Source organism: Candidatus Pantoea formicae (assembly GCF_011752625.1).
GTDB classification, from domain to species: domain Bacteria; phylum Pseudomonadota; class Gammaproteobacteria; order Enterobacterales; family Enterobacteriaceae; genus Pantoea; species Pantoea formicae.
The window spans coordinates 1-13755 of the sequence record NZ_VWXD01000021.1 but is presented as its reverse complement, the minus strand read 5'-3'; the positions used below and the strand labels follow the sequence as shown (position 1 = coordinate 13755).

11 protein-coding genes and 4 tRNA genes are annotated in these 13755 nt (G+C 49.8%); 1 reads left to right on the top strand and 14 read right to left on the bottom strand.

Going from position 1 to position 13755, the window contains the following annotated elements; genetic code table 11:
• Nucleotides 1-48 precede the first annotated feature (48 nt).
• The 12 genes from rpoB to F3J38_RS27055 form a co-directional block, all read right to left on the bottom strand.
• The gene (gene rpoB, locus F3J38_RS27110; RefSeq protein WP_166936609.1) at nucleotides 49-4077 is read right to left on the bottom strand and encodes a DNA-directed RNA polymerase subunit beta; all 4029 of its coding nucleotides are present in this window, start codon (nucleotides 4075-4077) and stop codon (nucleotides 49-51) included.
• Between the two features lie 328 nt (nucleotides 4078-4405).
• Entirely contained in the window at nucleotides 4406-4768 is a 363-nt protein-coding gene (gene rplL / locus F3J38_RS27105) for a 50S ribosomal protein L7/L12 (protein ID WP_034828906.1), read from the bottom strand.
• Nucleotides 4769-4834: 66 nt separating this feature from the next.
• Nucleotides 4835-5332 (bottom strand): 50S ribosomal protein L10, encoded by a 498-nt coding sequence (gene rplJ, locus F3J38_RS27100; RefSeq protein WP_045816330.1) that lies wholly within the window; start codon nucleotides 5330-5332, stop codon nucleotides 4835-4837.
• A gap of 351 nt (nucleotides 5333-5683) precedes the next feature.
• On the bottom strand, nucleotides 5684-6388 hold the full coding sequence (rplA, locus tag F3J38_RS27095) for a 50S ribosomal protein L1 (protein ID WP_034828901.1): 705 nt from the start codon (nucleotides 6386-6388) through the stop codon (nucleotides 5684-5686).
• 3 nt (nucleotides 6389-6391) lie between these two features.
• Entirely contained in the window at nucleotides 6392-6820 is a 429-nt protein-coding gene (rplK, locus tag F3J38_RS27090) for a 50S ribosomal protein L11 (protein ID WP_034828899.1), read from the bottom strand.
• A gap of 147 nt (nucleotides 6821-6967) precedes the next feature.
• Nucleotides 6968-7513, bottom strand: coding sequence for a transcription termination/antitermination protein NusG (gene nusG / locus F3J38_RS27085; protein ID WP_010616908.1), 546 nt, complete (start codon nucleotides 7511-7513; stop codon nucleotides 6968-6970).
• 1 nt (nucleotide 7514) lies between these two features.
• Complete coding sequence (gene secE / locus F3J38_RS27080) at nucleotides 7515-7898, bottom strand: preprotein translocase subunit SecE (RefSeq protein ID WP_039381824.1); 384 nt, start codon at nucleotides 7896-7898, stop codon at nucleotides 7515-7517.
• A 227-nt stretch (nucleotides 7899-8125) separates the two neighbouring features.
• Entirely contained in the window at nucleotides 8126-9310 is a 1185-nt protein-coding gene (tuf, locus tag F3J38_RS27075) for an elongation factor Tu (RefSeq protein WP_034828894.1), read from the bottom strand.
• A gap of 107 nt (nucleotides 9311-9417) precedes the next feature.
• Nucleotides 9418-9493: transfer RNA gene (locus F3J38_RS27070), tRNA-Thr, on the bottom strand.
• A gap of 5 nt (nucleotides 9494-9498) precedes the next feature.
• Nucleotides 9499-9573 (bottom strand) — tRNA-Gly (locus F3J38_RS27065).
• A 190-nt stretch (nucleotides 9574-9763) separates the two neighbouring features.
• A tRNA-Tyr gene (locus F3J38_RS27060) sits at nucleotides 9764-9848 on the bottom strand.
• A gap of 8 nt (nucleotides 9849-9856) precedes the next feature.
• Nucleotides 9857-9932: transfer RNA gene (locus tag F3J38_RS27055), tRNA-Thr, on the bottom strand.
• A 559-nt stretch (nucleotides 9933-10491) separates the two neighbouring features.
• Between F3J38_RS27055 and coaA the strand changes: the two genes are divergently transcribed.
• Nucleotides 10492-11442, top strand: a complete 951-nt coding sequence (gene coaA, locus F3J38_RS27050; RefSeq protein WP_167144371.1) for a type I pantothenate kinase — start codon at nucleotides 10492-10494, stop codon at nucleotides 11440-11442.
• 59 nt (nucleotides 11443-11501) lie between these two features.
• Here the strand turns inward: coaA and birA are convergent, their stop codons facing one another.
• Together birA and murB are read right to left on the bottom strand one after the other, a co-directional pair.
• Nucleotides 11502-12464, bottom strand: a complete 963-nt coding sequence (gene birA, locus F3J38_RS27045) for a bifunctional biotin--[acetyl-CoA-carboxylase] ligase/biotin operon repressor BirA (protein ID WP_167144352.1) — start codon at nucleotides 12462-12464, stop codon at nucleotides 11502-11504.
• A complete protein-coding gene (gene murB / locus F3J38_RS27040; protein WP_167144351.1) occupies nucleotides 12461-13498 on the bottom strand; it encodes a UDP-N-acetylmuramate dehydrogenase in 1038 nt (345 codons plus the stop codon). Before murB ends, birA begins: the two co-directional genes overlap by 4 nt.
• Nucleotides 13499-13755: the final 257 nt, after the last annotated feature.

Genomic DNA, 13755 nt, shown 5'->3' with positions numbered 1-13755 from the left:
AGGGACGCCCACCGAAGTGCGCGTCCCGTAACCAGTACTTACGAGTGCTTACTCGTCTTCCAGCTCGATGTTGATACCCAGCGAGCGGATCTCTTTCAACAGTACGTTGAAGGATTCCGGCATGCCCGGTTCCATCTGATGGTTGCCATCGACGATGTTTTTATACATCTTCGTACGGCCGTTCACGTCATCAGACTTAACGGTCAGCATTTCCTGCAGGGTATAAGCAGCACCGTATGCTTCCAGTGCCCACACTTCCATCTCACCGAAGCGCTGACCACCGAACTGCGCTTTACCACCCAGCGGCTGCTGAGTAACAAGGCTGTACGATCCAGTAGAACGGGCGTGCATCTTGTCGTCGACCAGGTGGTTCAGTTTCAGCATGTACATGTAACCTACGGTTACCTGACGCTCAAACTGCTCACCGGTACGGCCGTCGAACAGAGTGATCTGGCCAGAAGCTGGCAGACCGCCGAGCTGCAGCAGCTCTTTGATCTCGCTCTCTTTCGCACCATCAAACACTGGCGTTGCGATTGGCATACCTTTTTTCAGGTTCTCAGCCAGACGCAGAACTTCGTCGTCAGTGAAGGTGTTCAGATCAACTTTCTGACGCACGTCAGTGCCCAGATCGTAAGCACGCTGGATAAACTCACGCAGTTTGGCGACCTCTTCCTGCTTCTTCAGCATCGCATTGATTTTCTCACCAATGCCTTTAGCCGCCATACCCAGGTGGGTTTCCAGGATCTGACCGATGTTCATACGTGACGGTACGCCCAGCGGGTTCAATACGATGTCGACCGGTGTACCGTTCTCATCGTAAGGCATATCTTCGATCGGGTTGATCTTAGAGATAACACCCTTGTTACCGTGACGACCTGCCATCTTGTCACCAGGCTGGATCTGACGTTTAACCGCCAGGTACACTTTCACGATTTTCAGCACGCCTGGTGCCAGATCATCGCCCTGAGTGATTTTGCGACGCTTAGCTTCGAGTTTCTTCTCAAACTCGTGCTTCAGCTCGTCATACTGCTCAGCCAGCTGCTCGAGAGAGTTTTGCTTCTCTTCGTCAGTCAGGCCCAGTTCCAACCAGCGCTCACGTGGCAGTTTGTCCAGCTTCTCAGCTTCAACACCACCCGAGATCAGTACAGCCTGAATACGGCTGAACAAGCCCGCTTCGAGGATCTGCAGTTCTTCAGACAGGTCTTTCTTAGCCTGCTTCAGCTGCATCTCTTCGATTTCCAGCGCACGTTTGTCTTTTTCTACGCCATCGCGAGTAAAGACCTGAACGTCGATAACCGTACCGGAAACACCGTTAGGAACACGCAGAGAAGAGTCTTTAACGTCAGACGCTTTCTCACCGAAGATCGCACGCAGCAGTTTCTCTTCTGGCGTCAGCTGAGTTTCACCTTTCGGCGTCACTTTACCGACCAGAATGTCACCACCGGTCACTTCCGCACCGATATACACGATACCGGATTCATCCAGTTTGGAGAGCGCAGCTTCACCCACGTTCGGGATGTCAGCAGTGATCTCTTCTGGCCCCAGCTTGGTGTCACGAGACACACACGCCAGTTCCTGGATGTGGATAGTGGTGAAACGGTCTTCCTGGACAACACGCTCAGAAACGAGGATGGAGTCTTCGAAGTTGTAACCGTTCCATGGCATGAACGCCACGCGCATGTTCTGACCCAGCGCCAGTTCACCAAGATCGGTAGACGGGCCATCTGCCAGCACGTCGCCACGCTCGATTGGCTCACCCAAGGACACACATGGCATCTGGTTGATGCAGGTGTTCTGGTTAGAACGGGTGTACTTGGTCAGGTTGTAGATGTCGATACCCGCTTCGCCCGGATACATCTCATCTTCGTTAACTTTGATAACGATACGAGAAGCATCAACGTACTGAACGGAACCGCCACGTTTCGCTACGGCAGTTACACCGGAGTCAACCGCTACTGCGCGCTCCATACCCGTACCGACCAGCGGCTTATCAGCGCGCAGAGTTGGTACTGCCTGACGTTGCATGTTCGCACCCATCAAGGCGCGGTTAGCATCATCGTGCTCCAGGAATGGAATCAGTGACGCACCGACTGAAACGACCTGTTGGGTCGAAACGTCCATGTAGTCAACTTGATCACGGCTGAACAGGCTTGATTCACCTTTGCTACGGCAAGTGACGAGATCGTCAACAAAGCTACCGTCTTCAGCAAGGTTGGTGTTCGCCTGAGCGATAACGTAGTTACCCTCTTCGATTGCAGAGAGGTAATGAATTTCATCACTTACTTTGCCGTCTACCACGCGACGGTACGGAGTCTCAAGGAAGCCGTATTCGTTAGTCTGCGCGTAAACAGAAAGGGAGTTGATCAGACCGATGTTCGGACCTTCAGGCGTTTCGATTGGGCACACACGACCGTAGTGGGTTGGGTGTACGTCACGCACTTCGAAGCCTGCACGCTCACGCGTCAGACCGCCTGGGCCCAGAGCAGAGATACGACGCTTGTGCGTGATCTCAGACAACGGGTTGTTCTGATCCATAAACTGTGAAAGCTGGCTGGAGCCGAAGAACTCTTTCACCGCCGCCGAGATTGGCTTGGCGTTGATCATGTCTTGTGGCATCAGGGTATCGAGGTCGCCCAGAGAAAGACGCTCTTTCACTGCACGCTCAACACGCACCAGACCTACACGGAACTGGTTCTCAGCCATCTCACCGACTGAACGGATACGACGGTTGCCGAGGTGGTCGATATCATCGACTTCGCCAATACCGTTACGGATGCCGATCAGTTTCTTCATCACTTCGATGATGTCGTCTTTGCTCAGGATACCTGAACCTTCAATTTCATCACGCAGCAGTGAACGGTTGAACTTCATACGGCCAACTGCAGACAGATCGTAACGATCTTCTGAGAAGAACAGGTTCTCGAACAGGTTCTCTGCAGCTTCGCGCGTTGGCGGCTCACCAGGACGCATCATACGGTAGATCTCAACCAGCGCGCTCAGGCGATCGTTGGTTGGGTCAACACGTAGGGTCTCTGAAATGTATGGGCCGTGATCCAAGTCGTTGGTGAACAGCGTTTCAATGCGCTTGTGGCCTGACTGGCTCAGTTTAGCCAGCAGATCCAGTGACAGTTCCATGTTCGCAGGAACAATCAACTCGCCGGTGTTCAGGTCAACGTAATCTTTAGCGACGACTTTGCCAGCAATGTATTCAACTGGGACTTCAATGTGTTGAATACCGTCTTTTTCCAGCTGACGAATATGACGCGCAGTGATGCGACGACCTTTCTCAACGTAGACCGTGCCGTTGGCTTCGATATCGAAGCTGGCGGTTTCACCACGCAGGCGCTCAGGCACCAGTTCCATCTGCAGTTTGTTATCGCGGATTTCATACACGACTTTGTCAAAGAACAGATCAAGGATTTGTTCAGTGGTGTAGTGCAGTGCGCGCAGAATGATACTGGCCGGCAGCTTACGGCGACGGTCAATACGGACAAACAGGTTGTCTTTCGGGTCAAACTCGAAGTCGAGCCATGAACCGCGGTAAGGGATGATACGTGCGTTATAAAGCACTTTACCGGAAGAGTGCGTTTTACCCTTATCGCTGTCAAAGAACACGCCAGGACTACGATGCAGCTGAGAAACGATAACACGCTCAGTACCATTGATAACAAAGGTACCGTTGTCGGTCATGAGTGGAATTTCACCCATGTACACTTCTTGTTCTTTGATGTCTTTTACGGTGCCTTCCGGCGCTTCACGCTCGTAGATCACCAGACGCAGCTTCACGCGCAGCGGTGCCGAATAGGTCACGCCACGGATCTGACATTCAGTTACGTCAAAGACCGGCTCACCCAAACGGTAGCTGACATACTGCAACTCAGAGTTGCCGCTGTAGCTTGAGATTGGGAATACGGAGCGGAAAGCTGCTTCCAGACCGTATTGGCCTTCTGGATCTTGCTCGATAAACTTCTGGAACGAGTCAAGCTGGATAGAAAGGAGATAAGGTATGTCCAGTACTTGTGGACGTTTACCAAAATCCTTACGAATACGTTTTTTCTCGGTATAGGAGTAAACCATAGGGTTCCTCAGCTAGCTGACATGTCGAACCACGCTGTCCGTCCTGAAGGGACAGTTCATGCAACACTATTTTGTTTTTCATGCGATGCGTAACACCCCATGCAATACATCTTTCTATCACTCTTAAATCATTTCATCGCTGTTGCGCAGGCAGGGAACCCTCACAGGAAAGCGATATATTAAGTCGTCGATAGAAAAAGATATTGAAGAGAAACAATGGACAAACAGTGTGAAACGCCATCATTCCCCTGAAGCGCAAAAAAGCTGGTGACCCAAAAGTCACCAGCCATCAGCCTAATGTTACTCAGGCTGCAACCCGAAGGTTGTCTTACTTAACTTCAACTTCAGCGCCAGCTTCTTTCAGCAGTGCTTCCAGAGCAGCTGCGTCATCTTTGCTGATGCCTTCTTTGATAACACCGGTAGCTTCAACCAGGTCTTTAGCTTCTTTCAGGCCCAGACCAGTTGCAGTACGAACTGCTTTGATTACGGCAACTTTGTTAGCGCCAGCAGCTTTCAGAATTACGTCGAATTCAGTTTTCTCTTCAGCAGCTTCAGCTGGGCCAGCAGCAACAGCTACAGCAGCAGCAGCAGAAACGCCGAATTTTTCTTCCATAGCAGAAACCAGCTCAACTACTTCCATTACGGACATAGCTGCTACTGCTTCCAGAATTTGATCTTTGGTGATAGACATATCGATTGTTCCTAAAAAACAGAAAAAGTTTATACGTTAGCAAGTACGAAGGAAAAGAAGATGGGCTTAAGCCGCTTCTTTTGCATCGCGTACAGCAGCCAGAGTGCGAACCAGTTTGCCAGCAGCGGCTTCTTTCATGGTCGACATCAGACGTGCCAGTGCTTCTTCGTAAGTCGGCAGAGTTGCCAGACGGTCAATATTGGCCGCCGTGATCAGCTCACCTTCAAAGGCTGCAGCTTTGACCTCAAATTTTGCATTCGCTTTCGCGAACTCTTTGAACAGACGAGCAGCAGCGCCCGGGTGTTCCATAGAGTATGCAATCAGGGTCGGACCAACAAACGTGTCTTTCAGGATCTCAAACTGAGTTCCTTCAACGACGCGGCGCAGCAAGGTGTTGCGAACAACACGCATGTAAACGCCAGCTTCACGACCTGCTTTACGCAGTTCGGTCATTTTATCAACGGTAACGCCACGGGAATCCGCAACAACCGCTGAAAGCGCGCCTTTGGCTACTTCGCTAACTTCAGCAACAATCGCTTGTTTGCCTTGAAGATTTAATGCCATTAGCTTTTGCTCCTGGATTTGACCGGGAAAGATTTCCCGGAACTCACTTCACTCAACTACCCGAAGGCACTGAGCGCTATAACACGGTGAGCAGAATCCAGTGAAGAAAAAATTCTTTTTGGTTCTGTCACCGTCTACGCAGGGAATTAAGCAAGTTATCCGAAGATAATCCCGCTCCTGCGGTCTTGGACGGAGGCCAGGATAAGGCCTGGCTCCAACCTAAGCCACTGAACATAAAAGCTTTTAGGCTTATACATTCAGCAACTTTGAATCTGGGTTCTAAATTGAATACTCAATCAGAACAACGGGCGTAAGATTCTAGATGAATTTTTCGCCCGTTTCAAGCAGCAATTAGTTTGCTGCTGCGCTCAGACCAGCCTGGTCAACGGCAACGCCGGCGCCCATGGTGGTAGAGATGCTAACTTTCTTGATGTACACGCCTTTAGCCTGTGAAGGTTTCGCTTTTTTCAGCGCAACCAGCAGAGATTCCAGGTTTTCTTTCAGTTTGTCAGCGTCGAAGTCCACTTTACCAATGGTAGTGTGGATGATGCCGTTTTTGTCGTTACGATAACGAACCTGACCTGCTTTAGCGTTTTTCACTGCTTCAGCAACGTTAGGAGTTACAGTACCCACTTTCGGGTTTGGCATCAGGCCGCGTGGACCCAGAACCTGGCCCAACTGGCCAACAACGCGCATTGCATCTGGAGATGCAATAACAACGTCAAAGTTCATTTCGCCTTTTTTGATCTGGTCAGCCAGATCTTCCATACCTACCAGCTCAGCGCCAGCTGCTTTAGCAGCTTCTGCGTTTGCGCCTTGGGTAAATACAGCAACACGTACTGAACGACCAGTACCGTGTGGCAGAACAGTCGCGCCGCGAACGTTCTGATCTGATTTACGTGCATCGATGCCGAGGTTAACAGCAACGTCAACGCTCTCAACGAACTTAGCAGTTGCCAGTTCTTTCAGCAGAGCAATAGCTTCAGCGATGTCGTACTGCTTGGTCGCATCAACTTTGTCACGGATTACGCTCATGCGCTTGGTCAGCTTAGCCATTTCTTAATCCTCTACTACCAGGCCCATGGAACGTGCAGTACCTTCGATAGAGCGAGTCATCGCTTCTACGTCAGCACCAGTCATGTCCGCAGCTTTAGTTTCTGCGATTTCACGTACCTGAGCACGAGAAACTTTACCGACTTTGTCTTTGTTCGGCTTACCAGAACCAGACTTGATGCCCGCTGCTTTTTTCAGCAGTACGGCAGCCGGAGGGGTCTTGGTAACGAAGGTGAAAGAACGGTCGCTGTATACAGTGATAACAACTGGAGTAGGCAGGCCTTTCTCCAGAGATTCTGTTTTAGCGTTGAACGCTTTACAGAATTCCATGATGTTAACACCCTGCTGACCCAGTGCTGGACCAACAGGTGGACTTGGGTTCGCCATACCAGCTGCAACCTGCAGCTTGACGTAGGCTTGTACTTTCTTAGCCATGATAATTCCTCAAATGGGTTATAGCGCCTGAAAACAGGCTCCCCGTGATTACGATTCACACGCTGTCACCAGCGCATAAAAACAAAAGGCGCGAAATTATAGGTAAATTTCGCGCCTTCCGCAAGAGCTAAAAAGTGAACAAAAGGGTTAACCTTTCTCCACCTGAGCAAAGTCGAGTTCTACTGGTGTTGCACGGCCAAAGATGGAAACAGAAACCTTCAGGCGGCTCTTTTCGTAATCCACTTCTTCGACCACACCGTTGAAGTCGGCAAATGGACCGTCGTTGACACGCACCATCTCGCCTGGCTCGAACAGCGTTTTTGGACGCGGCTTATCACCTACCTGCTGCAGGCGGTTCATAATCGCATCGACTTCTTTATCACTAATCGGCGCAGGACGGTCAGAAGTACCGCCAATGAAGCCCATGACACGTGGTACGCTACGCACTAAGTGCCAGCTGGCGTCATTCATCACCATCTGGACCAGCACATAGCCAGGGAAGAACTTACGTTCGCTTTTACGGCGCTGGCCACCACGGATTTCAACGACTTCTTCAGTCGGCACCATGACTTCACCAAACAGCTCTTCCATGTTGTGCAGTTTGATATGCTCTTGCAGCGACTTGGCTACGCGGGCTTCAAAACCGGAGAACGCCTGAACGACGTACCAGCGTTTTTTTGGAGCTTCAGACATCTCAGAACCTCAGGCCAGTGATAAACGATACCAGACGGACCAGAATTCCATCCAGCCCCCACAAAATCAGTGACATCACGGCAGTGACCGCGGCAACGATTAACGTGGTGTGCAATGTTTCCTGGCGAGTCGGCCAAATGACCTTACGCATTTCGGTTCTTGCTTCACGAGCAAAAGCCACAGTCGCTTTGCCTTTGATAGTCAGCAACGCTATGCCACCTGCCGCAGCAATCAGTACTACGACAGCCAGCGCGCGCAGAGGCAGCGTAATGTCGCGATAGAGATAGTTGCCAACGATGGCGACTAACAGCAACGCGATGACAGCAACCCACTTTATCGCTTCCAGGCCGCGCCCGCTCCCTTGAGCTTCGGTATTCGCACTCATAAACCAACCTGCCACAATAATTCAGAAACAATTCTGCCCCGCAGAGCGAGGCATCCAAACCGAATGAGCTTTTGGGCGTAACTCGGTATCCGACGCCGTAAACCAGAGCCTGTCTCAGCAATGATTATGATCGAAAATCACTGATGAGCCAGGTTCTATGTAACAGCGTGCAAAAAGGGCATCAAATGATGCCCTTTCCATATGCATTGCGTCAAATGTTATCGCAATTAAGCGATAATTTCAGCAACAACACCCGCACCAACAGTACGGCCGCCTTCACGGATTGCGAAACGCAGACCCTGATCCATAGCGATTGGCTTGATCAAGGTAACGGTCATTTTTACGTTATCGCCTGGCATTACCATCTCAACGCCTTCTGGCAGTTGAACGTCACCGGTCACGTCAGTAGTACGGAAGTAGAACTGAGGACGGTAGCCTTTGAAGAACGGAGTATGACGGCCGCCTTCATCTTTAGACAGTACGTAAACTTCTGAAGTGAACTGGGTATGTGGCTTGATGGTGCCCGGCTTAGCCAGAACCTGACCACGCTCGATATCTTCACGCTTGATACCACGCAGCAGAACACCACAGTTCTCGCCTGCCTGACCCTGGTCCAGCAGTTTGCGGAACATTTCAACGCCGGTACAGGTAGACTTAACGGTGTCTTTCAGACCAACAACTTCAACTTCGTCGCCCACTTTAACGATACCGCGCTCAACACGACCGGTAACAACAGTACCACGGCCAGAGATTGAGAATACGTCTTCGATTGGCAGCAGGAACGGCAGGTCGATTGCACGTACTGGCTCTGGGATGTAGTTATCCAGGTGACCAGCCAGTTCAATGATCTTCTCTTCCCACTCAGCAACACCGTTCAGTGCCTGCAGAGCAGAACCGCGGATGATTGGCGTATCGTCGCCTGGGAAGTCGTATGCTGACAGCAGATCGCGAACTTCCATCTCTACCAGTTCCAGCAGCTCTTCGTCATCAACCATGTCGCACTTGTTCAGGAACACGATGATGTAAGGAACGCCAACCTGACGACCCAGCAGGATGTGCTCACGAGTCTGTGGCATTGGGCCATCAGTCGCAGCAACAACCAGGATCGCGCCGTCCATCTGCGCAGCACCGGTGATCATGTTTTTCACATAGTCGGCGTGGCCAGGGCAGTCAACGTGCGCATAGTGGCGAGTCGGGGTTTCATATTCAACGTGAGAAGTGTTGATGGTGATACCACGTGCTTTCTCTTCTGGCGCCTTATCGATCTCATCGAATTTGCTTGCTTTACCGCCGTAGGTTTTAGCCAGAACGGTGGTGATCGCTGCAGTCAGAGTGGTTTTACCATGGTCAACGTGACCGATGGTGCCGACGTTTACGTGCAGTTTGTTACGCTGAAATTGCTCTTTAGCCATCGCTAGTCCCTCTAAGACACGGATATATCGAAGATATCGTCATATCAACCAGGCAATGCCTGACTGTTTGGTTTACAGAGAGAGAATCAGGAGAGAGATAAAGGAAGTGGTGCTGATACCCAGAGTCGAACTGGGGACCTCACCCTTACCAAGGGTGCGCTCTACCAACTGAGCCATATCAGCACATCTGGAGCGGGCAGCGGGAATCGAACCCGCATCATCAGCTTGGAAGGCTGAGGTAATAGCCATTATACGATGCCCGCGTCCTGGAACTCGGCTACCTGTTCTTTCTGTAGCTTATGAATAATAAAAGAAGACCTTCTATTATTCGAGCCAGTCAGAGTTTCTGACCGACTTTGATTGCGTTACTCCGCAATCTGAATTCGAAGGTGAGAGAGATGAACTCACCCGCCAGACAAAGATTTTATCTGACGCTCAACCTAGTGGCTGAGATGGTGGTGGGAGAAGGATTCGAACCTTCGAAGTCTGTGACGGCAGATTTACAGTCTGCTCCCTTTGGCCGCTCGGGAATCCCACCTACTTGATTGGTGCCGGCTACCGGAATCGAACTGGTGACCTACTGATTACAAGTCAGTTGCTCTACCAACTGAGCTAAGCCGGCATCAAGTGGAGCGCATTATGGGAAGACCGAGCCCAGGATGCAACAAAAAAATTGCCAAAATTGTTCTATCGCTTACTATTTGTGCAAATCATCGCAAATCACTCACCACCTGCACTATTTTCGTCCAAACTCAGTGTGTTTTTACGCCACTGAGCTATGACTTTTTCGCTGACGCATTGTGAACAGTACTGCCCTTTTCTAAAAATTCTCCGCTCCCTTTTCGTGAAAGCCTCTTTCTTTTTTTAAAAATCAACGTTCAACCGCCTATTTTTTACACATCAATCAATTAGTTCCTGCCACGACAAGGAGGCCTTGCGTGTCTTATGCAGCATAAAAGGGTGTGACACGCTACTAAGCAACAATAAAAATGCGCGCACGCTTACGAAAGCGTGCTGAGGTTTATCATTTTACTTCTTTTTAAAGACGCACTGGTGTTACCCTCCAGCCCATTGTTCTCGTTAAATTACCCCCTGTGACGTGCAACTGAGTTCGCCGCATCGTTGTATGCCTGATGCAGCAAGATGTTGATGAACCAGAATTTGCGGTCAGATGCATGCTTATGAGTAAAAAAACGACGCCACTGACTACACCTTACCTGCAGTTTGATCGTCAACAATGGGCCGCATTACGCGACTCGGTACCGATGACGTTAGCAGAGGGTGAGATTGAACGACTGCGCGGAATAAACGAAGATCTCTCTTTAGAAGAGGTTGCAGAAATTTATTTGCCGCTCTCACGTTTACTCAACTTCTATATCAGCTCGAATCTGCGCCGCCAGGCAGTTTTAGAACAGTTTCTTGGCACTAATGGGCAGAAGATTCCCTATATCATCAGCATTGCGGGCAGCGTGGCCGTTGGCAAAAGTACCACTGCGCGTGTATTGCAGGCGTTGCTGAGCCGCTGGCCTGAACATCGTAAAGTTGAACTGATTACAACAGATGGCTTTCTACATCCTAATGCGGTGCTGAAAGAGCGTGGCCTGATGAAGAAGAAAGGCTTCCCGCAATCCTACGATATGCATCGTCTGGTCAATTTCGTGTCTGATTTGAAATCAGGTGCCAGTCAGGTGACCGCGCCGGTTTATTCGCATCTTATCTACGATGTGATTCCTGATGGTGACAAAGTCGTACAGCAACCTGATATTTTAATTCTGGAAGGGTTAAACGTATTGCAAAGCGGAATGGACTATCCACACGATCCGCATCATGTATTTGTTTCTGACTTCGTAGATTTTTCTATTTATGTTGATGCGCCGGAAACCTTATTAGAAAGCTGGTATGTCAATCGCTTCTTAAAATTCCGCGAAGGGGCATTCAGCGATCCAGATTCCTATTTCCATCATTATTCACAATTGCCAGAGGAAGAGGCGTTGAATATTGCACGTGGATTATGGAAAGAAATTAACTGGTTAAATTTAAAAGAAAATATTCTTCCAACGCGCGAACGTGCTAGCTTAATCATGACCAAATCGGCTGATCATGCAGTGCAAAGTGTCCGACTGAGAAAATAATGATTAATAGCAAAACGCCCCGGAATGCCAGGGCGTTTTATTAATTTTATCGGTAGTTGTTAATTAACCGGCCGTAGAGAGATCTCACCACCTACCCAGGATTTAACTTCACCATCCTGTTCCAATAATAATCCCCCCTGCTTATCAATGCCGCGTGCAATACCATGAACTTCTCTGTCGCCAATTAATAGTTTTACTGGGCGATCAATAAAATTATCCAACGCATCCCAACGATCCACAAAGGAGGCAAGCCCATCGCGCTCAAAAATGGGTAGTGCATCGCGCAGGCTATTGATTATTTTGGCCGCCAGTTCATTGCGATTAATCTCTACGCCAGCTTCCTGTAGGTTGATCCAGCCTTGATTAATCTCTGACGCATTCTCTGTGCGCATGACCAGATTCACACCCGCGCCCATAACAATTTGGGCGGCATCGCCTGTTTTACCGGTCAATTCAACCAAGATTCCCGCCAGCTTGCGGTCGTTGAGGTAAAGATCGTTTGGCCATTTAACGCGTACATCTGGAGCGCCCAGAGACTGAAGAACCTCAGCCATGACAATACCAATAACCAGGCTTAGTCCCATAGCCGCAGCGGGACCATGTTCGAGGCGCCAGTACATCGATAAATATAAATTAGCACCAAAGGGTGAGAACCATTTTCTACCACGACGGCCTCGACCTGCCTGCTGATACTCCGCGATACAGGCATAGCCTGAGGCCAGCTGATCCATGCGATCCAACAGATATTGATTTGTTGAATCAATAACCGGAATGACGGCTAAATCCGGCTGATGCAAGTGTGAAAGGATTGCTGCTTCATCCAGTAACTGAACCGGCGCTGGTAAGCTATAGCCTTTACCGGTGACGGTATAGACATCAAGACCCCAGCTTTTTAACGTCTGGATATGCTTGTTGATGGCCGCCCGGCTCATGCCCAGCGCCTCACCCAGCTGCTCGCCTGAATGAAACTCGCCATCGGCAAGAAGGGCCACTAATTTTAGCGGTACACTATTATCTTTCATGAAATGACCTCAACGGCATCACGTTCACCCTGACCACCGATGAAACGCACCTCTGGCTCAAGCCAGACATTAAATTTATCACCAACGTAATTCCGAACCTGGTGGGCCAGTGCAACGATATCCTGTGGCGTAGCGTGGTTTTCGTTAATTAATACCAATGCCTGCTGACGGTGGACGGCAGCACCACCGACTTGATAGCCTTTCAGATTACATTGATCGATCAACCATCCCGCCGCCAGTTTAACCTCACCATTCGCCTGAGGATAACAAGGCATATTTGGCCACTGTTTTAGTAGTATCTCGGCCAAATCCTGAGCGATCAGTGGATTTTTGAAGAAACTTCCGACGTTACCCGTGACACGGGGATCTGGAAGTTTACTCTGCCGCATATGACAGACAGCATTGAACACGTCCCAGGCACATACGGTTGCCGGATTCAGCTTCGCTAAATCACCATAATTTAATACGGGTTTCCACTGTTTAGCCAAGCGAAGTCCAATAGCCACAATGGCGTAATTATCCTTCATCTCATGTTTGAAAATGCTGTCACGGTAACCAAACTTACACTCTTCACGATAAAGACGGACCCGCTTTTGCGTGCTAAGGTTCAGTACGTCGACATAATGGCAAACATCTTTAAATTCAATGCCATAGGCACCAATATTTTGAATAGGTGCTGAACCGGACATTCCGGGAATCAACGCCAGATTCTCCAGACCTGTGATACCTTTCTTTAAAGTATACTCAACCAGTTCGTGCCAGTTCTCACCCGCACCAACGTGCAGTTGCCATGCTTCATCCTGTTCTTCAAGCGTTATACCCTTGATAGCATTGACGATCACTCCGCCAGTGAAGTCTTCAAGAAAGAGCACATTGCTACCTTCCCCGAGGATGATAAAAGGTAGGTTCGCCTGTTGAGTTGCTTGCCATGCAGTGATAATAGCCTCGGGTGTATCAGCGATATACAGTGCTTGCGCGCTGATCTCTAAACCCAATGTATTGAATGATTTTAAAGAGGTGTGGGGGCTGGACATTTCACGGCCTTTACTGATTTATCTGGCGGTAGTTTACCCGATCAGTCAGCCGCAGGGGGGATGTTTTCGTTGCTGATTTTATCGAAAACTGGCTGAAAACGGGCCGGTAAGCGGGGAGGTTGTTGCGGGACTGGCTGAATTTCAGGCGTAAAAGGCCCTGGCTGCAGACGTAAAAAAGCCCTGAACTTCCGTTCAGGGCTTCTTCACTTGTTTGATGCCTGGCAGTTCCCTACTCTCGCATGGGGAGGCCCCACACT